Source organism: Serratia sp. CoH_134_PS_4, assembly GCF_058190535.1.
Window position 1 is genome coordinate 182157 of the sequence record NZ_JBXWKI010000009.1, and the last position, 23697, is coordinate 205853.

General features: G+C 54.6%; 16 protein-coding genes. 8 read left to right on the forward strand and 8 right to left on the reverse strand.

The window, feature by feature from the left end; all coding sequences use genetic code 11:
• Positions 1-30: 30 nt before the first annotated feature.
• The gene (locus tag AC2FCQ_RS15905) at positions 31-1476 is read right to left on the reverse strand and encodes an amidase (RefSeq protein ID WP_490308694.1); all 1446 of its coding nucleotides are present in this window, start codon (positions 1474-1476) and stop codon (positions 31-33) included.
• Between the two features lie 105 nt (positions 1477-1581).
• On the opposite strand from AC2FCQ_RS15905, the gene AC2FCQ_RS15910 reads away from it, so the two are divergent.
• Entirely contained in the window at positions 1582-2499 is a 918-nt protein-coding gene (locus tag AC2FCQ_RS15910) for a LysR family transcriptional regulator (protein ID WP_490308709.1), read from the forward strand.
• On the opposite strand, the gene AC2FCQ_RS15915 is transcribed toward AC2FCQ_RS15910, so the two are convergent.
• On the reverse strand, positions 2491-2898 hold the full coding sequence (locus tag AC2FCQ_RS15915; protein WP_490308695.1) for an ASCH domain-containing protein: 408 nt from the start codon (positions 2896-2898) through the stop codon (positions 2491-2493). The two genes, AC2FCQ_RS15910 and AC2FCQ_RS15915, sit on opposite strands and share 9 nt — an antisense overlap.
• 134 nt (positions 2899-3032) lie before the next feature.
• On the opposite strand from AC2FCQ_RS15915, the gene AC2FCQ_RS15920 reads away from it, so the two are divergent.
• The 4 genes from AC2FCQ_RS15920 to AC2FCQ_RS15935 all read left to right on the forward strand — a co-directional run bounded on the left by AC2FCQ_RS15920 (position 3033) and on the right by AC2FCQ_RS15935 (position 7789).
• Entirely contained in the window at positions 3033-3875 is an 843-nt protein-coding gene (locus AC2FCQ_RS15920; protein WP_265556078.1) for a 23S rRNA (adenine(2030)-N(6))-methyltransferase RlmJ, read from the forward strand.
• 129 nt (positions 3876-4004) lie between these two features.
• Positions 4005-5357: a glutathione-disulfide reductase gene (gorA, locus tag AC2FCQ_RS15925; protein WP_404760806.1), complete on the forward strand. Its 1353-nt coding sequence runs from the start codon at positions 4005-4007 to the stop codon at positions 5355-5357.
• 159 nt (positions 5358-5516) lie between these two features.
• Entirely contained in the window at positions 5517-6011 is a 495-nt protein-coding gene (locus AC2FCQ_RS15930) for a putative pterin-binding protein (protein WP_209639361.1), read from the forward strand.
• A complete protein-coding gene (locus AC2FCQ_RS15935) occupies positions 6008-7789 on the forward strand; it encodes an ATP-binding response regulator (protein WP_265556079.1) in 1782 nt (593 codons plus the stop codon). Before AC2FCQ_RS15930 ends, AC2FCQ_RS15935 begins: the two co-directional genes overlap by 4 nt.
• Here AC2FCQ_RS15935 and AC2FCQ_RS15940 read toward each other — a convergent pair.
• The 4 genes from AC2FCQ_RS15940 to AC2FCQ_RS15955 form a co-directional block, all read right to left on the reverse strand.
• A complete protein-coding gene (locus AC2FCQ_RS15940) occupies positions 7779-8630 on the reverse strand; it encodes a helix-turn-helix domain-containing protein (protein WP_209639367.1) in 852 nt (283 codons plus the stop codon). The genes AC2FCQ_RS15935 and AC2FCQ_RS15940 overlap by 11 nt on opposite strands.
• A gap of 470 nt (positions 8631-9100) precedes the next feature.
• Positions 9101-12202, reverse strand: a complete 3102-nt coding sequence (locus AC2FCQ_RS15945; protein WP_490308696.1) for an autotransporter outer membrane beta-barrel domain-containing protein — start codon at positions 12200-12202, stop codon at positions 9101-9103.
• 68 nt (positions 12203-12270) lie between these two features.
• On the reverse strand, positions 12271-15285 hold the full coding sequence (locus AC2FCQ_RS15950) for an autotransporter outer membrane beta-barrel domain-containing protein (RefSeq protein ID WP_490308710.1): 3015 nt from the start codon (positions 15283-15285) through the stop codon (positions 12271-12273).
• 495 nt (positions 15286-15780) lie between these two features.
• The gene (locus AC2FCQ_RS15955) at positions 15781-16395 is read right to left on the reverse strand and encodes a TetR/AcrR family transcriptional regulator (protein ID WP_209639373.1); all 615 of its coding nucleotides are present in this window, start codon (positions 16393-16395) and stop codon (positions 15781-15783) included.
• A gap of 294 nt (positions 16396-16689) precedes the next feature.
• On the opposite strand from AC2FCQ_RS15955, the gene AC2FCQ_RS15960 reads away from it, so the two are divergent.
• Positions 16690-17937 (forward strand): Tm-1-like ATP-binding domain-containing protein, encoded by a 1248-nt coding sequence (locus tag AC2FCQ_RS15960; protein ID WP_490308697.1) that lies wholly within the window; start codon positions 16690-16692, stop codon positions 17935-17937.
• Positions 17938-18007: 70 nt separating this feature from the next.
• Here the strand turns inward: AC2FCQ_RS15960 and spy are convergent, their stop codons facing one another.
• Positions 18008-18508, reverse strand: a complete 501-nt coding sequence (gene spy, locus AC2FCQ_RS15965; protein ID WP_265556084.1) for an ATP-independent periplasmic protein-refolding chaperone Spy — start codon at positions 18506-18508, stop codon at positions 18008-18010.
• 564 nt (positions 18509-19072) lie between these two features.
• Here spy and pdeR point away from each other — a divergent pair.
• Positions 19073-21067, forward strand: a complete 1995-nt coding sequence (gene pdeR / locus AC2FCQ_RS15970) for a cyclic di-GMP phosphodiesterase (protein WP_490308698.1) — start codon at positions 19073-19075, stop codon at positions 21065-21067.
• Positions 21068-21083: 16 nt separating this feature from the next.
• Here the strand turns inward: pdeR and AC2FCQ_RS15975 are convergent, their stop codons facing one another.
• Positions 21084-21950, reverse strand: coding sequence for a crotonase/enoyl-CoA hydratase family protein (locus AC2FCQ_RS15975; RefSeq protein WP_209639384.1), 867 nt, complete (start codon positions 21948-21950; stop codon positions 21084-21086).
• A 464-nt stretch (positions 21951-22414) separates the two neighbouring features.
• Between AC2FCQ_RS15975 and yhjD the strand changes: the two genes are divergently transcribed.
• Positions 22415-23434, forward strand: coding sequence for an inner membrane protein YhjD (gene yhjD / locus AC2FCQ_RS15980; protein ID WP_265556086.1), 1020 nt, complete (start codon positions 22415-22417; stop codon positions 23432-23434).
• The last annotated feature ends 263 nt before the right edge of the window (positions 23435-23697 follow it).

Genomic DNA, 23697 nt, shown 5'->3' on the forward strand with positions numbered 1-23697 from the left:
CAACATAGCCGATATTTTGCCTTTTGACTGCTATTCCCCTGCATTTCCTGCCCAAATGGCCGGAGACCGATGATGCCAGGGCGCTGCCCGCTCCAGTTGCCCTGCCAGTTGCAAGAGCTGATCCTCACGGCCAAAACCGGCCACAAATTGCATGCCTATCGGCAGGTTATGTTGTTTATCGTGCGCCAGGGGGACTGACATCGCAGGCACGCCAGCCACATTAAATACCGGCGTAAAAGGCGAGTGATCGAATAAGTGCGCCGTCCACTCCAGGCCGCTCATGTCCGCCGTCCCTGTGCCGTAACGGCCGAGCCGCCAAGGCAAGTCAGGCAGGGTCGGCGTCAGCAGCAGGTCGTACTGCTGAAAATACGCCGCGACGGCACGGGTCACCCGGTTACGCACCTCAAGCGCCGCCACCATATCCACCGCCCTGGCGGCCAACCCGTAGCGGTAACAGGCCAGCGTTTCCGGCTCCAGCGTGTCGGTTGATACAGGCCGCCCTGTCGCCTGGCTCAGGCCATCGACCCAACCCACCAGATTGGCACACCAGATTTGCGCATTGGCGAACACCAACGCCTGCCAACTGACGCCAATCGCCATGTCGACTTCGCTCACCTGATGGCCCAACTCACCCAGCAGCACGGCGGTATTGGCCGTGGCCTGGGCGATTTGCGGATCGGTTTTCCCGCCGTTCCACGCCTGAGTCATCATACCAATACGCAGTCGGCCGGGTTCGGACGTAACCTGTGACAGCCAAGTGTGCTCTGGCGGTGCCGTGTAATAGGGTTCGCCGGGATGCGGATGCTGCAGGGCATCCAGTAGCGCTGCGCTGTCGCGCACTGTGCGGCTGAGCCCCAGTTGAACACCAAAACCGTTGAACACTTCGTCCATCGCCGGGCCATGGGATACCCGCCCACGTGTCGGTTTGAGGCCAAATAGCCCATTTGACGAGGCGGGAACCCGGATCGATCCCGCGGCGTCGGTGGCATGAGCGATTGGCACGATCCCGGCGGCAACCGCCGCGCCGGCGCCCCCACTGGAGCCACCCGCGCTAAAATCCGGGTTCCAGGGATTACGCGTCGCGCCGTAAAGCACCGCTTCGGTGGTGGTGCTGAACGCCATCTCTGGCGTAGTGGTACGACCGAAAGTCACCAGCCCGGCTCGACGAACATTGCTCATCAGATGGCTGTCTGCCGCTGCGATATTGCCCTGCGCCAATCGACTCCCCAACTCGAGACGCTTACCGGCCATGCTGATGGCGATGTCCTTAATCAGGAAAGGCACGCCTGACAGTGGGCCTTCACCCTCAGGTTGCGGCTGCCCCCAATGTTCCACCACCGCATTAATTCTTGGGTTTACCGCCGCAACGGCGGCCTGTGCCGTCTGTTGCAACTCTTGCGCACTGACTTCGCCGTGCTGTACCAGTTCGGCCAACCCCAGCGCATCGTAGTTAACGTACTCGCTCAATTTCATCATCTCGCCCTTATCCGTTGCGGTTTCGTCGGCGTTTCCGACGTCCATTTCACGGTAGGGGGATTAGCGCTATAGTTGAAATTGATAGATTTAATACGAGGGATAGTTATCAACAATTTAAAGCGAGTCGATCTCAATTTGTTGGTCACGCTGGAAGCGCTGCTCACTGAACGTAACGTGACGCGGGCGGCGGCACGCCTTAATCTTAGCCAGCCTTCGGTCAGCATTCAGCTCGCCAAACTGCGCGAGATTTACCATGATCCGCTGCTGCTGCCTGGCTCACGCGGCATGTTGCCCACGGCACGCGCACTCGGTCTGCTAACGCCGCTGCGCCAAACGCTGTCCGATCTCGGCCGTTTAGTGGCCGCAGAACAGCCGTTTGATCCGCTGCAGGCCGAAATGACCTGGCAACTGGCCGCCGCCGACGCGGCCGAATACGCCATTCTGCTGCCAATGCTGCCCACACTGCGGCTGGCTGCGCCGAAATCCCGTCTGGCGATCCGCGAAGCCTCACCCAAAACCATGAGTCGCGACCTGGCCGACGGCGTGATCGATCTGGGCTTTCTGGCCCGTGAAGAAGCCCCTGCCGAGCTGCGTCATCGCCCGTTGTTTCACGAGAACTACCTGCTGGTAGGCCGTCATGACCATCCGTTATTGCAAACCCCGCCCTCGCTGGAGCAGTTCTGCCAGCTTGAATTTGTCATGGTTTCACAGGACGGAGGCGGTTTTCGTACCCTGATCGACACGCTGTTGGAAGCGCAGGGATTAGCACGGCGCGTCGTGATGTCGCTGCCGCACTTCCTGTTTATCCCCACGCTGCTGGCAAGATCCGACATGGTGGCCATGCTGCCTTCACGCATGCTGGGTGAACTGCTGGGCGATCTGCGCACCTGCCCAGCACCGCTGGCACTGCCAGGCTATGACATGGTGATGGTCTGGCATGAACGTTCTCACCTCGATCCAGCCCACAGCTGGTTGCGCGAGCAGGTGGTTGCCGCCCTGGAGCCACCTGCGGCATCACTCTAGGACGTCAACCAACTCGAACTGTTGAAACATCAGCCACATCTGCGGCGAAAAGGTGCCTTCCCGGGTAAAAAACGCCTGATGCTCCTGCCGCCAAAATGCCAGGCTCTGATCTCCCTCGCCTTCCAGCGCCGCCATTTCGGCCGTGACATCGGCATAGCGAACCCGCCTCAGGGACAGGATCCTGATAACGCAGGCCGGTTTGCCGCGGCCATCAAGAACGACGTTATAATCCCCGACCAACGGCGCCTGCTCTTGTTGATAAGCGGCATATGAACAACAGGTTGCGGTTTTTTGGCCGTCGAGCACCAATTGCAACAGCGCGTCCGCCAGTGCCGGGCTGTCGCCGAATGACCAGCGCGATGCGCCGGGATAATTAGCTAAAATTGCCGATTCAGTCATTGCCCTGCTCCTTGATAGAGGGTCTGCGGTAACGCATTTCAGTTTTTCCCGCCCAGACAGTTTATACTGTGCAGAATATAAGCCTTATTCTGTTCAGCCGGCTCCGTCAGGAGCACAAGGAATTACCACAAGCCATGTTAAGTTACCGCCACAGTTTCCACGCCGGCAACCACGCCGACGTGCTCAAGCACACCGTTCAGAGCCTGATCATTGAGTCGCTGAAAGAAAAAGAGAAGCCCTTCCTGTATCTGGATACCCATTCCGGCGCAGGGCGCTATCAGCTCAGCGGTGAGCATGCCGAACGCACTGGGGAATACCTGGAAGGCATCGGTCTGCTGTGGCAACGAGACGATCTGCCGGAAGAACTGGCGGCCTACATGCGTGTCGTGCACCACTTTAACCGTACCGAAAAGCTGCGCTACTACCCTGGCTCGCCGCTGATTGCCCGCGAATTGCTGCGCCCGCAGGATAAAATCCACCTGACAGAACTGCACCCGAGCGACTTCCCGCTCCTGCGCGGTGAGTTCCAAAAGGACGAACGCGCCAAGGTGCAACGCGCCGATGGCTACCAACAGTTGAAGTCACAGTTGCCCCCCCTGTCACGCCGTGGGCTGATCCTGATGGACCCGCCGTACGAGATGAAAACCGATTACCAGGACGTGATCAAAGGCCTGCAGGAAGGCTACAAGCGCTTTGCCACCGGCACCTACGCGCTGTGGTATCCGGTGGTTATGCGCCAGCAGATCAAGCGCATGCTAAAAGAGCTGGAAGCTACCGGTATCCGCAATATTCTGCAGATCGAACTGGCGGTTAAACCCGACAGTGACCAACGCGGTATGACGGCTTCTGGCATGATCGTGATTAACCCGCCGTGGAAGCTGGAACAACAGATGAAAAACGTGCTGCCATGGTTGCACAAAATATTGGTGCCGTCAGGGCATGGCCACCATTTGGTGAACTGGGTGGTACCGGAATAAGCGTCCGGGGCGCGGCCAGCCGCGCCTTTATCCGACCTATCACAACCATCGACGCAACCTTTGCGACAAACCTGGATCAGGCGTTAAACTCTTACGCTCTTCGATTCACACAATTCATGGAAATCCCAGATGACCAAACATTACGATTATCTAGCAATTGGCGGCGGCAGCGGCGGCATCGCATCGATCAACCGGGCAGCCATGTATGGCCAGAAATGCGCATTGATTGAAGCCAAAGAACTGGGCGGCACCTGCGTCAACGTGGGTTGTGTACCGAAAAAAGTCATGTGGCACGCGGCGCAGATCGCCGAGGCCATCCATATGTACGGCCCAGATTACGGCTTCGATACCACCGTCAACGCGTTTGACTGGAAAAAGCTGGTCGCTAACCGCACCGCGTATATCGACCGTATCCATACGTCTTACGACAACGTGCTCGGCAAAAACAAAGTCGACGTGATCAAAGGCTTTGCACGCTTTATCGACGCGCACACGGTGGAAGTCAACGGTGAGAAAATCACCGCCGACCATATCCTGATCGCTACCGGCGGCCGCCCGAGCCACCCTAATATTCCGGGTGCAGAATACGGTATCGATTCTGATGGCTTCTTCGACCTGGACGCCATGCCAAAACGCGTTGCCATTGTCGGCGCGGGCTATATCGCGGTGGAAATCGCCGGTGTATTGAACGCGCTGGGGGCCGAAACGCACCTGTTCGTGCGTAAACACGCACCGTTGCGCACCTTCGATCCGATGATTGTCGACACCCTGGTGGAAGTGATGAACACCGAAGGGCCAAGCCTGCACACCGAATCGGTACCGAAAGCCATCGTCAAAAACGCTGACGGTAGCCTGACGTTGCAGTTGGAAAACGGCAAGGAATTCACCGTCGACAGCCTGGTATGGGCGATTGGCCGCGAACCTGCGACCGATAACCTGAACCTGGCCGTAACCGGGGTGAAAACCAACGAAAAAGGCTATATCGACGTCGATAAATACCAAAATACCAACGTTAAGGGTATTTACGCCGTGGGTGATAACACCGGTGCCGTCGAACTGACGCCTGTCGCCGTGGCCGCCGGCCGTCGCCTGTCCGAGCGCCTGTTTAACAACAAACCGGAAGAGCACCTGGATTACAGCAACATCGCTACCGTGGTCTTCAGCCACCCGCCGATCGGCACCATTGGCCTGACCGAACCGGAAGCGATTGAGAAGTTCGGTGCAGAGAACGTGAAAGTGTACAAATCTTCCTTCACCGCCATGTACAGCGCCGTAACGCAGCACCGCCAGCCGTGCCGCATGAAACTGGTGTGCGTGGGCAAAGAAGAGAAGATCGTCGGCCTGCACGGTATCGGCTTCGGTATGGACGAAATCCTACAGGGCTTCGCCGTGGCCATTAAGATGGGTGCAACCAAGAAAGACTTCGACAACACCGTCGCGATCCACCCGACCGCCGCGGAAGAGTTCGTTACCATGCGTTAAGCATTAAAAACGGCATAACATCAGGCCAGGGTAATTCCTGGCCTTTTCTTTTCGTGCTCTTTACCATTCCCCTCAACACAAACGTCCATTTTCTGCCATTATTTTGCCTGACCACATGGACGGCGCTCATATAAGCACCCGCAACACTGGAGAACACCGATGCTGTTCACTCTTTTTAAAAACTTCACGCTGGCACTTTTTTCGCTGGCGATCGTCCAATCCAGCGCACTCAGTTTTACTTTGGAGGTTGCGGGAGACATCCAAAATACGACCGATCCGGTAAAGAAAAGCTATCTGTTTACCGATAAACAACTGTTGGCAATGCCGGTGCACAGCATTACCACGTCAACCTCTTGGACGCCCCAAAGAAAGTTTGAAGGGATTGCCGTCGCGGACATTTTGGCCCGGGTTGGCGCCAAGGGCAGTACGCTGACGTTTTATGCGTTAAACGATTATTACATCGACGTCCCGCTGTCTGACGTTGAGAAATACAATATGATTTTGGCCTACAAGATGGACGGCGAAATGCTGAAGATCAGAAACTTCGGACCGCTGTTTTTGGTTTATCCCAGGGATGCCGCTGGGCCTGAGTTGAACTCCCCGCTCTACAACTCACGCTTTATCTGGCAAGTGGACAGGATCGTGATTAAATGAAATTCACAGGGTTTAAAAACAACAGCAGGCTGGCAATCCCGGCTATTTTTGCTGCCCTTTTCCTGGTTGCCTCCGCGGTGACGCTGTATTACTACAGCGCAACGCTGTCCAAAAAAGGGTTGTATGCTATTGCCGGCACGCAGGAAAATTATTCTTGGTCGATCGCCAAATTTGCTATCAAGCTTGCCGAATTTGAAACGCTGGTCGAACAGCAGAAAAACGCACCACAGGTCGATAGCGAAGATCTGCGCCTCAAATTTGAAATCCTTTATTCCCGTTTCTACGTGTTGGAAACGGTGTCTGAGTCGACCCAACCTCTGTATGCCGAACCGGGCTACCCCGAGGTTGTCGCACATATGCGCCAGAAAATGGATCAGATTGATAATTTGCTGAACAGCCCGAAGATTGATTTCTCACTCATTTCGCAGGCCATGAGGCAAATCAAGCCCTACTCGATTGAAATGGCCAACCTGACCGATCATGCAGAAGTGAAGCAGCGCACCGCCGCCTACGAAGACTATATCGAAAAACGACACATCATTTTTTATGGTCTGGTGATCGTGATGTTTTCAGTGATTGCGCTTATTGCCATTACGCTGATTATGTTCCGCCAGCAGCGCCTGACCATCCGGCAACAAGCCAAAGCAATAGAAGCGGAGAAAGCCACCCGCACCAAGAATGCCTTTCTGGGCGCCATTGGCCACGAGTTACGCACATCGCTGCAGAGCATTATGTCTGCCATTGACGTGCTGGTGAATACCAAGGTGTCGGCCGAACATGCGGATACTTTCCAACGGTTGGAGATTGCCGCACAGCAAATTGAAAGCCAGATGAAAGACCTCACCGATTATGCCCATTTGGACAGCGGCATGATGGAGCTGCGTCTCGCACCGTTTGACGCTCAACGGCTGATCGAAGACACGGCGCATGAAATCGAGACGCTCAGCCAGAAAGAACAGGTGACGCTGTTGTGCGAAATTGAATGCGGTCATCTGCAGATACATTCCGATCCGCTGCGCATCAGGCAGATTATCGTCAACCTGCTGACCAACGCGTTCAAATATACCGAAAGCGGCACCATCACGCTGCACAGTTGCCTGCGACGCCAGCCCACGGGTAATTCATTGATTATTGAGGTGACTGATACCGGTATTGGTATTGAAAAGGAGATGCTTGACCAAATATTCAGGCCCTTCACTCAATTGGATCAATCTCATACCCGCCAGTATGGCGGTGTAGGCATGGGATTAGCGATTGTGCATGGGCTGGTGACGCTGCTCAATGGCACGATCACTGTCTACAGCGAGATCAAAAAAGGCAGTACCTTTATCGTCAGTATTCCCGTCGACATTACCGACGACGAGGAGCAAGGCGAAAAATTGCCGCACCAGCGTGGCCTGATGGACAAGCAGCAACATATTTTAGTGGTGGATGACAATAAATCCGTGAGCGACGCCTTTGCCGCGCTGCTGGACAAACTGGGCTATCAACATGAACTGTGCAATTCACCCGAACGTGCGCTGCAAAAGTTGCTTAGACGTCCTTACGACGCGTTGCTGTTAGACCTGCAAATGCCGGGTATTGATGGCGCTGCGTTGGCGAAACAACTGCGTAGCCAGCGTGGGCCCAATCGTCATATTCCGATTGTTGGCATCAGCGCCTATACCCCGGAGCAGCTGTCTGCCGAGCAGCGGGCGCTGTTCGACAGCTATTTAATGAAGCCAGTACGGCTTGATGCCTTGTCAACGACGCTGGCTTCACTGCTCGTTAAAGATTAAAACACCGCAACAGTGCGGCTTCAATGACATGGAGCCGCACGGGTTTTTCATACGGCCCCAATACGTCATAGTCACGCATCGCCCTGGCGATTTCGGATTCGCGCTGATCGGTCCCCAATTGGCCCGTGAGCACCAGAACCGGCGCATCCGGGTTGTCCGAAGCACGGATGGTTTCGATGCATCGCACCACCGTTTCCTGGCCAATCAACCAGTCGACCACATAACCATCGAACAGACTTTGTTGCAGCGCCAAACAGAAACTGCTGACATCGTAAAAAGCGACGGCATGGAAACCACGCCCGTTAAGGTATTTTGTCAGTTCGTCAGCGGCCTGGTGTGAGTCGTCGAGTACCGCAATGCTTAACCGCTCGTCTTCAACGGCAGCAGGACGGAGCTCAATCAGCTCCACACAATACCGTTGCCCTTGCGGTGCATCATCTGAACGATAAAGACACCACTGCCCAGCCTGTTGTAACGCGACATATTCCGATGTCCGCCCGCCAACCAACTCATGACCGATATAGCCAACGCAGGCTAATTCCACACCGCCAACATAAAAGATGGCATCCCGTGCAATAGTTTGTGCAGAGATGTCATGTTCTGTACCCGTATCCACTATCGCTGCCGGGCTTTCCCCTAATGCCGCCGCGACGTGGCTAATTTGTTCCAGCGTCCAAGGGCTTTGGCCCTTCAGCTTACGGTGTGCATGTGAAAAGCTGAGATCCAGAATCCGACTGAGCTCTTTCGCATGCTGACGCTTACCAATCCCATAATGTACAAACAGTTCCCTAACCCGGTTTGCAATCGACTGTGAATCGAATTTCTGGTGATTATTATCCATTTTTTCCTTCGATTTTTTTTTGCTGTTTTTTCAGTCGTTTTCGTACTTGCCGTGCAAAAAAAGCGCTCAAAAACTGGTATATCATACAATGTACAATCTAAACATTGCTTGACATACCACATTATATAGTCAAACATGGTACCAGAAGAGACACACAGCAACACCACAATAAAAATATAACAACAGTAAAATCGCACCACCAAATAATCATAATGACACCAGGGAAAGCTCGTTTCGGTTGTTACTCTGAGAGAATGTATGCACCAGACTCTCTCCGAAATATGGGCCGTAAGCGCTAATCTGTTTTACCCGCATTTGAACCGGGATCCGCAAGGGTCCCGGTTTTTTCTTGCCTTTTTTACCCTAAGACGACGAGAGATAAACCTGCGCCTTTCTGAGCATGAGCGGCTAATTCATGCAAAAAAGGGGGCCAGCAAGCTGACCCCCTCATGACCACTCAGGTAAAAGGATTAGAAGCGCCAGGTAAAACCGGCGTTAACGCTGTTGTCCTGGTAGTTTTGCGACAGCAGGCCGCCATAGCCCAGCGACAGGGTAGCGTTCTTGTTCACCGCCACTTCTGCACTGGCCTTCAGCACCGCACCATCACGCGATGCCGACACGCTGTTCACCACAAACGGGGAACTGCCGCCGTTGAATCTCAGCCCGGTGCCGCGATCCAGATCCCCGTACTGATGCTGCCAACCCAGTTCGCTGCGCAGCGCCACCGACGTGGTTTTGCTCGCCTGCCACTCGGTATCCGCACGCAGACCCAGCGTCGATACGGTGGCGTCGGTGTGCTGTTTGTCGCCGTGCAACGCCGCCGCCCCGCCGTCTTCCGCAATACCGTTGTTCTGGAAGTTGATGTACGCCAGGTTGGCGAACGGCTCCAGATTGACCCAGCCCGCCTTCACGCTGTAACCCGCTTCGGCAAACACCTGCTCCGTGCGTGCACTGTATTTCGCGGTTTCACGATCTGACTGCATGCCGTAATTGACCGAGCGTGAGGTGTCGAAGCGGTGCCAGGTGTAACCCCCGCCGGCACGCAGCGCCAGTTCACCGAACTGTTTGCCGCCGTATACCGCCAGGTGGTAGTTGTCGCTGTCCGCGTTCGAACCGTAGCCGCCGTCCAGTGACGTCCGGGTGTAGCCCGTTGCCACCCCAAGCCGCCATTCATCCGCCAGCGCCGAGTCCAGCCCCACCAGCACGCCGTAGGTCGATGCCTGATAACCCGTGGCATTGGCATCGCCCGACGCATGGTCCCAGGCGCCCAGCAGCTGCGCCCAGGCACCGCCGTCGTCGTCCGCCTTGATGTCTGGCGAGGTTGCCAACCCTTCTGCCTGACGCAGGCGGCCGTTCAATGCATCACGCAGGTAACGGCTGTCGTTAACCTGTGCCGAGGCGATGTCCGCGTGAATTTGCCCCGACAGCTGGCGGAAGGCCTGACGGGCCTCCCCGGCTGAACCGGCATTCAGGATGCTCTCGAACACCGGGTTGCCCGCCGCCAGCGCGTCTGCCGCTGCCGCCACCGCACGCTCGTTTTGCGTTTGCGCCACGCTGGCAAAGGAGGTGTCGTTACGGCCGACGCTCAGCGTGACCTGATTCGGTTGGTAAGTCAGGCCGGTGCCGAGGAACAGGTAATTTGGCACCACCGTATCAAACCGCCCGCTGACGCCCTGCTGGGCGGTCAGGATGTTGTACTGCTGGCCGAGCAGGCTACGGACGTCACTTTGCGACAGCAGGTTGGTGCTGTTCTCCAGCGAGACCGCGACTTCACCGCCGCCGATCGTCGCCGATCCGCTGCTTTGGATCCGATCGCTCTGGCCGTTCGGTGCCACTTCCACCGCGTAGCGCGAACCCGGTTCGAAGCTGACGTTATTCGTCACATTCAAGGTGCCGATCGAGTTGCCGGGTGCCACGGTGCCGCCACTGCGCGCGGTCAATGAGCCCACCGTACCAGAACCGCCCAGTACGCCGGCGTTTTGCACCCTAACGTCCGACGTGACAGAACCGTTAATCGCCAGCAGACCGGTATTGACCCACGTTGGACCGGTGTAGGTGTTGGTACCGGTCAACACCAGTGCCCCCTGACCTTCCTTCGTCAGGCCGCCGTGGCCGTGAATATCGTTGGAGTACACTTCCACCGAACAATGGTAGTCATCACAAATACGCGCCTGCAGCGTGCCGCGATCGATCTCAGCCCCTTGGCCTGGAATGTTGGCGATAAACTGCGAGGAACCATACGCAACCCCTGTCGGATCCGGAATGCGGAATTCTTCAGGAATATCTTCGACGGTGTAGAACATCCCTGGCCCATTAATCGCCTTGCCCAGGTTGATCATCCCCCAGCCGTACAGCGCATCGATGCCCGGAGCGCCCATATCGGTCGCGGTGGTTTTCAGCACGTCGGCAATTTGCGCTGACGTCATGTACGGGAAACGTTGGAGTAATACAGCAACCGCACCGGTTACGTGTGGCGTCGCCATTGAGGTGCCGTTCTTATTGCCATAGTCAGAGACCAACTGATGAGGATCTGAACCGTTGGCCACGGTGCTGTAGATTTTACTGCCCGGCGACGAGACGCAGAAACTGGCGGTATAGCCACAGCGTGAAGAGAAGCTGCTGATGGTATAAGGCACAGTGTTGGTGGAAGCATCATCCTGTGCGACGCTGGCAACAGACAGCCAGTTAGGCGCAATATCCGGCACAAAATAGGCCAAGCCGCTGATCACATCCGGTTGGTTGTAGTTACCGTCGTTACCGGCAGCGAACAACACCAGAATGTTTTTACGGGCGGCGTCAATCGCGCCCTGATAACCCGCTCCCGCCAGGCTACCCAGCAAAGGTTTCACCTGGTCAAACTGTTCCTGTGCATCTTTTAACTCGAAATGCAGGGCATCCGGTTTTTTGCCATTATCCGAAAGGAAATCCGGAATACTGACCCCCCAGCTGTTGTTGATCACCCGTACGCCGCTTTTGATCATCGCCTGCCAACCCGCATTGGTCACGCTGCCATCCAGCCCGAGGAACTCGCCATAGGCCGGGCCGTCATTGTCGTTATCAACACTGATGATCTGTGAGTCAAACGCCACGCCGTGCATGCCGGTTCCGTCACGGTTAGCCCCGCTGATGCCAGCCACGTGTACACCGTGATTGCTCAGCAGGCCTTGAGTACCACTGTAGAAGTGGAAGGTTCCATCGAAGTAGAAACGATCCCCGGCCTTAATCCCATCACGGTGCGGATCGGTATAGGCGCGGTAACCCTCGGTAACCACATTCACCAGCTTGCCGTCACCCGCAAATTCAGGGTGTTTGTTCACTGGGGTATCGAAGATCCCCACCTTTTGCCCTTTACCGGTATAACCTGCCGCATAGGCTTCATCAGCGTGGATCGCCCCCAACCCCCAGTTCGCCTTGAATTCATCGCTGCGCCAGCTGGCTGGATCGCCCAACTTCCCCCCTTCCGTATAAGGCGTGGCCTGTACACCTCCGGCTGCCAGCAACGCACACAATAGGGCGTTCAGTTTCCACGTCGGCGCCAATGCCGGTTTATTCTTTCCTGTAGCTTGCTTCATTCCCTTATCCTTTTTGTTTTAGTCAAACCGCCACCCAGTGAGGCGGTTTGTCCCTCAGTTTTTTAAGATCAGAAATGCCAGGTAAAACCGGCGTTAACGCTGTTGTCCTGATAGTTTTGCGACAGCAGGCCGCCATAGCCCAGCGACAGGGTGGCATTCTTGTTCACCGCCACTTCTGCACTGGCCTTCAGCACCGCACCGTCACGCGATGCCGACACGCTGTTCACCACAAACGGGGAACTGCCGCCGTTGAATTTCAGCCCGGTACCGCGATCCAGATCCCCGTACTGATGCTGCCAACCCAGTTCGCTGCGCAGCGCCACCGACGTGGTTTTGCTCGCCTGCCACTCGGTATCCGCACGCAGACCCAGCGTTGATACCGTGGCGTCGGTGTGCTGTTTGTCGCCGTGCAACGCCGCCGCCCCGCCGTCTTCCGCAATACCGTTGTTCTGGAAGTTGATGTACGCCAGGTTGGCGAACGGCTCCAGATTGACCCAGCCCGCCTTCACGCTGTAACCCGCTTCGGCAAACACCTGCTCCGTGCGCGCACTGTATTTCGCGGTTTCACGATCTGACTGCATGCCGTAATTGACCGAGCGTGAGGTGTCGAAGCGGTGCCAGGTGTAACCCCCGCCGGCACGCAGCGCCAGTTCACCGAACTGTTTGCCGCCGTACACCGCCAGGTGGTAGTTGTCGCTGTCCGCGTTCGAGCCGTAGCCCCCGTCCAGTGACGTCCGGGTGTAGCCCGTTGCCACCCCGAGCCGCCATTCATCCGCCAGCGCAGAGTCCAGCCCCACCAGCACGCCGTAGGTCGATGCCTGATAACCCGTGGCATTGGCATCGCCCGACGCATGGTCCCAGGCGCCCAGCAGCTGCGCCCAGGCTCCGCCGTCGTCGTCCGCCTTGATGTCCGATGACGTTGCCAACCCTTCCGCCTGACGCAGGCGGCCGTTCAATGCATCACGCAGGTAGCGGCTGTCGTTGACCTGTGCCGAGGCGATGTCCGCGTGAATTTGCCCCGACAGCTGGCGGAAGGCCTGACGGGCCTCCCCGGCCGAACCGGCATTCAGGATGCTCTCGAACACCGGGTTGCCCGCCGCCAGCGCGTCTGCCGCGGCCGCCACCGCACGCTCGTTTTGCGTTTGCGCCACGCTGGCAAAGGAGGTGTCGTTACGGCCGACGCTCAGCGTGACCTGATTCGGTTGGTAAGCCAGATCGGCATCCAGGAAAGGAGAGAACGTTGAAGCAGAGGTAAACTGCCCGCTAATACCCTGCTGGGCAGTCAGGATGTTGTACTGCTGACCGAGCAGGCTACCCACGCTGCCTTGCGACAACAGATTAGTATTTTGCTCTTGCAGCACCACGACCTGACCGCCGCCGATCGTCGCCGATCCGCTACTTTGGATCCGATCGCTCTGGCCGTTCGGTGCCACTTCCACCGCGTAGCGCGAACCCGGTTCGAAGCTGACGTTATTCGTTACGTTCAAGATGCCGATCGAGTTGCCGGGTGCCACGGTGCCGCCACTGCGCGCGGTCAATGAGCCCACCGTACCGGAGCCACCCAGTACGCCGGCGTTTTGCACCCTAACGTCCGACGTGACAGAACCGTTAATCGCCAACAGACCTTGATTGATCAGCGTGGGTCCGGCGTAGCTGTTATTGCCGGTCAGCACCAACGTGCCGATACCCTGTTTGGTCAAGCCACCATGCCCGGCAATGTTGTTACTCCAAACATCCAGCCCACAATGAATATCGTCACACACACGTTCGGTCGGTTTGCCCTTGTCCAGCACCGCGCCAACACCCGGCAGATTCACGACGAACTGCTCAGGGCCGTAAGCCCCACTAACCCGAAATTCTTCAGGAATATCCTGCTCGGTAACAAACATGCCCGGACCGTGAATCGCCTTGCCCAGGTTGATCATCCCCCAGCCGTACAGCGCATCGATGCCCGGTGCGCCCATATCGGTGGTGGTGGTCTTCAACACAGTGGCAACCTGCGCACCGGTCATGTACGGGAAGCGCTCCATCAGCACCGCGACACTGCCGGCCACGTGGGGTGCCGCCATTGAAGTCCCGCTGTATTTGGCATAGCCGGTGGTCAGGTTATCAACGCTGTTACCTTCGATAATCGAGCTGTATACCTTGGTGCCCGGCGCGGCAACGCAGAAGCTGGCGGTATAACCGCAGCGTGAGGAGAAGGTACTGATGCTGTAATCACCGGTGTTCTTCGGATCCTGAAGGCTGGCGACCGACAGCCAGTTGGGGGCGATTTCTGGCACAAAGTAGGCCAGCCCGGCCATCGCGTCCGGGTTATTCAGGTTGTAGTCGTTGCCGGCGGCAAAAATGGTAACAATGCCGCTGCGTGCTGCATCGATCGCACCCTGATAGGCACCACCGGCTTTAGTACCCACAATTTGTTTGATTTGATCGAACTGTTTCTGTGCGTCGGCGAGCGTGAAGTGGGGATAGGCCGGATCCTTGCCGCCCTGATCGAACTTCTCGGTGATGCCGATACCCCAACTGTTGTTGATAATGCGTGCACCGCTGGCGATCAGCGCATCCCAGCCCGCTTGATACACCGCACCATCGTTGCCGAGAATGATGCCGTCCTCCGGCCCCGGATCACCATTTTCCGCACTGATGATCTGTGCATTGAACGCCACACCGTGCATCTCGCCGCCATCACGATTACCGGCAGCGATGCCGCCCACATGTGTGCCGTGTGAACCCAACGTGCCGTCAGAATCTACGCTCGGCGTACCGTCATAGCGGAATGCATCCCCTTTTTTCACGGGAATATAGGGATCGGTGTATTCGCGGATACCCGTAGTGACCAGATTGATCACTTTGTCTTGGCTGGCGAACTCCGGATGCTTGGCATATACCGGTTGATCGAAAATGCCAAGCTTTACGCCTTTTCCGCTATAACCGGCGGCGTAGGCCTGATCGGCGTGAATTGCCCCCAGGCCCCATTCTGCGTTGAATTCTTTACTGCGCCAGCTGGCTGGATCACCCGATTTACCGTTCTCTATATAGGGTGCCGCTTGCACTCCACCGATCGCCGCCAGGCAAAAAAGCATCGCACTCCACTGTGCACGATTAACACCAATTTCAGGCCAGCCGAAGGCCGCCTGAACAGGCTTGACTCCTTTACGTCTATTTTCCATCCCAGATACCGTCCATTGTTGTTTGCAAATGTCTTATTGATTTTTTTGTGTAACAGTTTCGTAACACCAAATAAATAAAGCACAACAATCTCAAGCACGCCTAATGTGTCAAAGGCGCAGGGACGTCACAGGAGAATGCAATTAAGGGGCAAATAAGGTGGGGAGATATAAGGAAATTCAATGGTTAAAAAAGGCGGGGTATGCTCCGTTTTTCGCAGCAAAAGACAGAAATAATTATCTGATAAATATAGATAATAGAAACAAAAAAAGCCGAATGGGGACCACCCATCCAGCCTATTTAAAAATGCTTAAAACGCTCTTTTTATCACTTTAAATTATAACAATTGCCAATACTCACTCAGTGAAATCTGCTGGTTTTCGCTGAGAATGGCTGTAAAAATTGGACTATCATGCTAGCGGTTTTCTGCTGTTCATCGCATCTTCTTCGGCCTGACGAATAATGGCTTTCGCCATCCACTGCGTTACATCCTGAATGCCGTCGAGATCCAACCCCCAGATATCTTTCAGTACCAGGAAAACTTCCGAGCCATAAATCAAAGAAAAAGAATGAATGACTCGTTGCAGGGCTTCAGACGGCAGTTTATCCCGGAGTGGTTCGACCGCAAGATTAAGCAGGCGCTTACGGTTACCGCGGACAAATTTTTCACCCGGTGTCGCTTTCGCCCACTGCTGTAACGAAAGCTGCAACGCGGCACGCAAAGCCCCTTCATGCTGCTCCATTTGGGGATAAGCAAAAGTGAGCAGTTGCTGAATGCGTTTCAGCGCGTCCTGATCCTGTGGCTGCCATTCCAGAATCGGCCCCAGGCTTTCGGCCACAACCGCGGCAATCAATTCACTTTGGGTGGGGAAATAACGATAGGCAGTAGCACGAGATACCTGCGCATGTGCGGCAAGCTCGGTGATGGAAGGAAATACCCCTTCGTCATACAACGCCATGGCACTGGCCAGCAATAAACGATGGGTTCTTGCTCGTGTCGACGTCAGAGTTTGGTCCTGTTTCATGGGAAAAGCAGTTATTACCACAGCTACCTCATCATACTTGTTCGCTTCCCCCGTCCCGGGACAACACGCGATAACCACAAAACCGACAGTATTCCACTTCGTCGGTGGCATTCGATGGCCAAAATGAGACTAGCATCTCATTTTGAACTCACCTGGCCTTGCATAAATAACACTACCGTCTCATTATGTAGATATATTAATCATTCAGAATTAAATAGCCAACACCAGGGATTCAAATTAATAAATAACACTATAATTTTAATAAATAAGTTATAAATTCCGCAGGAATAAGCAGTGATTGATACTTCAAAATTTATCTACATTGCTACCACAGCAGATACCAAAGGACAAGAACAGGAGTATATTCGCCAGGCACTCGCCAACCTCGCTTTACCTACTTTGACCGTCGATCTCTCAACGCGTCTTCTTCCCACGCACTCACTCACCGATATCAGCGCTGCGGACATTGCCCGTTATCACCCCGAGGGAGCTAACGCCGTATTTTGTCATGACCGGGGCCAAGCCATTGCCGCTATGGCCGTCGCTTTCGAACGCTTTATTTTGACTCGTCACGATATTGCGGCCCTGCTTGGCCTGGGTGGTTCCGGCGGTACAGCCATTATCACCCCAGCAATGCAGCAGTTGCCTATTGGCCTGCCAAAATTAATGGTCTCAAGCATGGCAGCAGGTGACGTCTCGGCCTATGTCGGCAACAGCGATATCACCATGCTGTACTCCGTCACAGACATCGCCGGTCTCAACCGTATTTCACGGCGCGTCCTGAATAATGCAGCGTGCCAGATTGCAGGAGCCGTACGCTTTGCTTCCCACGATGATGCCGAGGGTAAACCCGCGCTCGGTTTGACAATGTTTGGTGTCACCACGCCCTGTATACAAAACGTTGTTGCCGCGCTTGAGCCCTACTGGGACTGCTTGGTATTCCACGCAACGGGCAGCGGTGGTAGAGCACTGGAAAAGTTGATCGACAGCCGTTTGCTCAGTGCCGCGCTGGATCTGACCATCACTGAGGTGGCCGATTATCTGTTCGATGGTGTTCTGCCCTGCAATGAAGAGCGTTTCGGTGCCATCGCCCGTACCGGTATCCCTTGCGTACTGTCTTGTGGCGCAATGGACATGATCAATTTTGGGTCGCCCGACACCGTGCCGGCACGCTATGCCGGACGCCTACGCCATCAACATAACCCCCAGGTTACACTGGTGCGCACCACGCCACAGGAGAATGCGCAGATAGGACGTTGGATCGGGGAAAAAATGAATGCATGCACCGGCGAAATACGTTTTGTGATCCCCGGAGGCGGGGTCTCCGCACTGGATGTGCCAGGGCAGCCCTTTTGGGATCCGTTAGCTTTAGACGCTTTTGTTCAAGCGCTGGAAAGCACGATGCAGCCGACAAAAAAACGGCAGTTGATAAAAACGGATTATCATATTAACGACCCGCGATTTTCGCAGGTTATTACCGAGCAATTTCAGCACATTGCCAGCAAACTGGATGCAACTTATCCATTACCCTCGCCGGAGTGAATATTTTCGCCACGAAAAATAAAAAGGGCCAGATTATTATCTGGCCCTTTTTACTTACCTCATGAAATTATTACTGTGCAGTCGTAGTTTTCGACTTCATATTATTCATGTGGTCCATCATTTTCTGTTCGCGTTTCTGATAATTCTCATTGTATTGTTTTTTCTGCTCAGGCGTCAGCAGGTTATACATTTTATTTTCAGCTTTCGCGCGTTCCAACATATGTTCGGATTGCGTTTTGCTGATGGCATCAATTTGCGTTTTCGCTTTGGCTTCGTCGAAGCTGTCGGAAGCGACCAGACTATGTAGTGCCTGACGCTCCTCTTTCATTCCTGCGCCACGCTTCTGGTGCGATTCCTTCATGATGTCGCGCATCTGTTGGCGCTGTTGTTCTGTCAGGTTCAGGCCCGCAAATGGCCCACCCTTGCCTTCGCCTTTATGGTGCATCATTTTCATCGGTGCAGCCGATGAGTCAGCCGTCGCCGGTGCCGTTGTGGTGTCCGCAGCAAAAGCCATAGAAGCAGAACCCAGCGCCAGAGTAGAGGCAACAAATAAAGCAGTCAGTTTACGCATAATCATTTCCTTAACGTTATTCTTCATCAGGAGCGCTGTACGTGAACAGGCTCTTCTTTCTTCGGAGATAATAATAGTCTGATAAATATATAGTAATGCGATGGAGTGTAAATTTATTAAAGCCCAAAACAGTTTTAGTCACCAATAATGAGTGAATTATGAAGATAGTGCCTGGTATGCGGAAATTTTGATTTCACACTGGCTTAACACCCACCTCAACATGACGTTCAGCGCTATAGGATTATTCCTGACAACCACTCGCCTTATTATAATTTAGTCCCCTCTGCTACAACCGTCCTGCAACAAGACGATGAAGGCATCTGTGCGCAAAAATCGTACTAACCTCTCGAATCAGCAGGTTCTCACTTACACTCTAAGGCAACGGGTGGCAATGTGTCGTTTACAGGGCAAAACTAATTATTGCTTATATAATAGTTTCGTCCACCGACAGTGAAAAACGTGTTATATGATGGAGATACGTGCACTACGGCCACTAACGGGCCAGAAACCTGCTGTTGCGCTCATCGCACAGCTCTGGCTGTCGTGCCCATTTGAGGAATCATCATGTTCGCAGACCAAGGCCCTATGCTTCTTAACGCCCACTTTGGCACCAACAGCCCTTATTGGCGGTTGGCGTTTGACAGCAATGCCCTGGCGTTATCGGCAGTCAAAGGCAAAACACATATGGCTGTGGCGCTCAACGCCATGCAGGCTGCAAAAATCCGCCGTCTTAGCGGTATTACCGCCAGCTTGGATATCACGATAACGCTGGGCGGAGAGCCAATACACCTTCACCTGGTCGGTCGTCGGATCAACAATCTGGAGTGGGCGGGCACCGCTTCCGCCTTCAGTGACACCCAATCGGTCGCTCGCGATCTGGTGCACGGCCTTTCCTTTGCCGAGCAAGTGGTGTCAGAAGCCAACTCCGTGATTGTGATCGTCGATCAGCATGGCCGCATCCAGCGCTTCAACCGCCTAAGCGAAGAATACACCGGTCTGCACGAACATGATGTTATTGGCAAAAACGTCTTTCAATTATTTATGAGTCCGGAAGAAGCCACGGCGTCGCGACGCAATATCGCCGGTTTTTTCCGCAACGGATCGTCCTATGAAGTCGAGCGCTGGATCAAAACGGTGAAGGGCGAGCGGTTATTTTTGTTCCGTAATAAGTTCGTTCACAGTGGCAGCGGTAAAAATGAAGTCTTTCTGATTTGTTCCGGTACCGACATCACCGAAGAGCGTCGCGCCCAAGAACGCCTGCGCGTACTTGCCAATACCGACATCATTACCGGCCTGCCCAACCGCAATGCCATCCAGGACAAAATCACCCAAGCGATAGCCACGCGCGATGATAACAACATCGGATTGGTGTATCTCGATCTCGACAACTTTAAAAAAGTGAATGATGCCTACGGCCATATGTTTGGCGATCGTTTACTGGTGGAAGTGTCACTGGCGGTTCTTGGTTGCCTCAAACCAGACCAAACCCTGGCTCGCTTGGGGGGCGATGAGTTTCTGGTGTTAGCCCAAGAAGCCGACCGTGAGACGTTACAACAGCTCGCTCAGCATATTATCGACCGATTGAAAACGCCCTTCCGTATCGGCCTCATCGAGGTTTATACCGGTTGTTCCATCGGTATCGCGCTGTGTCCTGAACATGGCAACGATATCGACAGTCTGATCCGCAGTGCCGATACCGCCATGTATGTCGCCAAAGAACAGGGTAAACGCACCTACACCGTGTTCTCGCCAGAGATGAACAAACGCGTCGCAGAATATATGTGGCTGGATACCAATCTGCGTAAGGGGTTGGAGCAGAATCAACTGGTGGTGTACTACCAGCCCAAGATTGAAGCGCTCAGCGGCAAGGTGTGCAGCGTGGAAGCCCTGGTACGCTGGGATTCGCCCGAACGCGGCCTGATTCCCCCCCTGCAATTTATCTCTTACGCCGAAGAGTCCGGCCTGATCGGGCCACTCGGCCGCTGGGTTCTGCAAACCGCCGCCAAACAGGCCGCACACTGGAAACGCCATGGGTTAGCACTGCGGATCGCGGTCAACCTTTCTGCACGGCAGTTGGTGGATGACTCCATCGTTGCGGATCTCGCACAGGTATTGCAACAGAATCAGTTGATGCCCTGCCTCTTGGACTTCGAGCTAACAGAAAGCAGCCTGATTGAGGACGAAAAACGGGCGCGAGAGGTGATCACCCGGCTACGCGAGCTGGGCGCGCAAGTCCATCTGGATGACTTTGGCACGGGTTACTCTTCACTGGCACAGCTGTCGCGTATTCCGCTGGACGCCATCAAACTGGATAAAAGTTTTGTTCGTGGCGTGAATTTCAATCCCGTTTCACAATCGCTGGTACGCGCTATCGTTGCAGCGGCAGAAGCACTCAAATTCCGGGTGATTGCCGAGGGTGTAGAGACCGAAAGCGAGAACCAGTTCCTCGACCAGGTCGGCGTTGATGAAAAACAGGGTTTTTTGTTTGCGCGGCCAATGCTCCCGGAACAGCTGGAGCATTGGCTGCAGTCTTATCGCCCGCAATCCCCCTCAGCGTGATGCGGGCGGAGTCATATTAGCCTGCACGACGCAGGTTTAGCGTGTGACGATCCTGCAGCATAACCAAGCGTTCAATATAGGCGCGATCTTTCTCCTCAATGGTGAAGGCCGAATGCACCCAATCCTCGGTAATATCCATCAATTCCGAACGCGTCAATTGCAGCACCCGCTGGCGAGCACGCAACATGGCACGCATGCCGTTCAATTTAGGCCGGATAGTATCAATGAAGGTACGCGTAGCCACGTAGGCATCGCCGGGTTGGAATAGCTGATCAACCAGCCCACGGCTTTCAAACCACTCCGCCGTGTGCGACTCACCGCCCCAAATCAGTTCTTCCGCCAGACGCATACCTGCCTTGCGCGCCACCAGCGAGTAACCGCCCATGCCGGGAAACAGGTTAAAGGCAATTTCTGGGAACCCCATACGTGCATTGTTCTGCGCCAAAACAAAATGGTGCGCCAATGCGGCTTCGAAACCGCCACCCAGCGCGCTGCCCTCCACCATGGCAATGCTGACTGCCCCGGTGTCGAATCCGCGTGCTGCCGCATGTACACAGTCGATGCAAGCACGTGCGTAAGCCATCATGGCCTCACGTTTGCGGTTTTTAATGGCCTCCGCAAAGAACTGCAAATCGCCGCCGACGTTGAACATATTCGGCACCAACGAGCCGGTGACCCAAAAATCAAACTGCAACGATGACTCTTTGGCCGCCTGCGCCAACGTCATGATGTCTTCAATTAACGCCTGGTTGAAACAGGGGCGCGGCTCAGCGCGCAACAGCATCCACATGATGTGCCGACCCTCTTCATAGTAAGCAGAAATCTGTGTCAAATTGCCCGCCTCGGTAAACGGACGACAGGTGGGATGATTTAGCAATTTCATATGACCTTCCATTTTATCTATTGATGACAGTTAAAACCGTTCCAGCCCCTACGGCTGCAGCAACGCGACGGTCGATAAACCGCAGCGCCACATCATGAGTAAACGCTTTCTTGGTGATGAAACAGATAAAAATTGGAGGTCAGTGAATGAAAAAAACCGCGCTGACACGCGGCTGGCATAAGAATTTTACCTAACGATGGGCAGTAGCATTTCACTCGTGCGGTGAACGCGCTAAGCTCAAAAACTGGCCAGTTGCCGCCCTTGCGGCCAAACCGGCGTGCCTTTTGGCTATAATCAAAGCTGAAAGAGCCTCTACCCTAAATAATTCGAGTTGCAGGAAGGTGGCAACTAGGCGTGTCCCGATGAGCTTACTTGAGTAAGTGACTCAGGTAAGTGATAGCAGCCAACGCACAGGTAATTTGAAATATGACGGGTATATTTATCGTTAAGGAAATCGTGACGTAATGCCTATAGGATCAGATAAAGCCCCCCATCAGCCCAACAGTGAAGCGGCACAAAAACCGCTGATCGCCATCAAAACCGGCCATCAGAAAATCGACCGGCGTATTTCCGGTTTTTCACGCCTCGTTGAGCGCATCAAGGCCCGACCAGGCATCGCCCACCTGCTGCGTGCCACCGAGCGCTTTAACGATCGTCTGGGCAGCCAATTTGGCGCCGCCATTACCTATTTTTCGTTTCTGTCGCTGATCCCGATATTGATGGTGTCCTTCGCCGCCGTCGGTTTTGTGCTGGCGTCCAATCCCGACCTGCTGACCGAGCTGATTAATAGAATTGTCGGTAGCATCAGTGACCCGACGCTGGCCAGCACGCTCAAAAATACCGTTAATACCGCCATTCAGCAGCGTACGACCGTGGGGCTGACCGGCCTGGCGCTGGCGCTGTATTCGGGGATCAGTTGGATGGGCAACCTGCGTGAGGCGATCCGCGCGCAATCGCGTGACGTCTGGGAACGCAATCCGCAGGACCAGGAAAAAATCTATTTCAAATACACCCGTGACTTTATCTCACTAACCGGTCTGGTGGTGGCACTGATTATTACGCTAACGCTGACGTCCATCGCTGGCTCGGCGCAGGCGACGATCGTCCGTGCTTTGGGCCTGGAAGGTATCGATTGGCTGCGTCCGGCGCTGACGCTGATCGCACTGTCTATCTCTATTTTCGCTAACTACCTGCTGTTCCTCTGGATATTTTGGATGCTGCCGCGGCATAAACCAAAGAAAAAGGCGCTGTTACGCGGCACGCTGCTTGCCGCTATCGGTTTCGAGGTGATTAAGTTTGTGATGACCATGACGTTGCCGCAGGTGGCTAAATCGCCTTCCGGCGCTGCCTTTGGTTCAGTCATCGGGCTAATGGCCTTCTTCTATTTCTTCGCACGTTTGACGCTGTTCTGCGCCGCCTGGATTGCCACGGCACAGTATAAAGAGGATAAAACGTTACCCTCGTCGGAACGCACCGATCCCTGAAGCAACGCAATCATACCGGCCACACTCTGATGGCCGGTTTTTTATTTCAACAAACAGCGACAAAACCAGTATATAAAACCAAAAACAAGCAAACAAACCCACCGAAACCAGCACAACAAACTACCCGCTCACTTTTCTTTCCGACTTTTACAGATATTCAGTCTGCAAATCATTCATTTGGCAACGTTAAAAACCACGTAGAAACACGCCAGTGAAACATTAAGCTTTTTAACCGGTTAATCACGCTATTGTGCAAAGTTTCA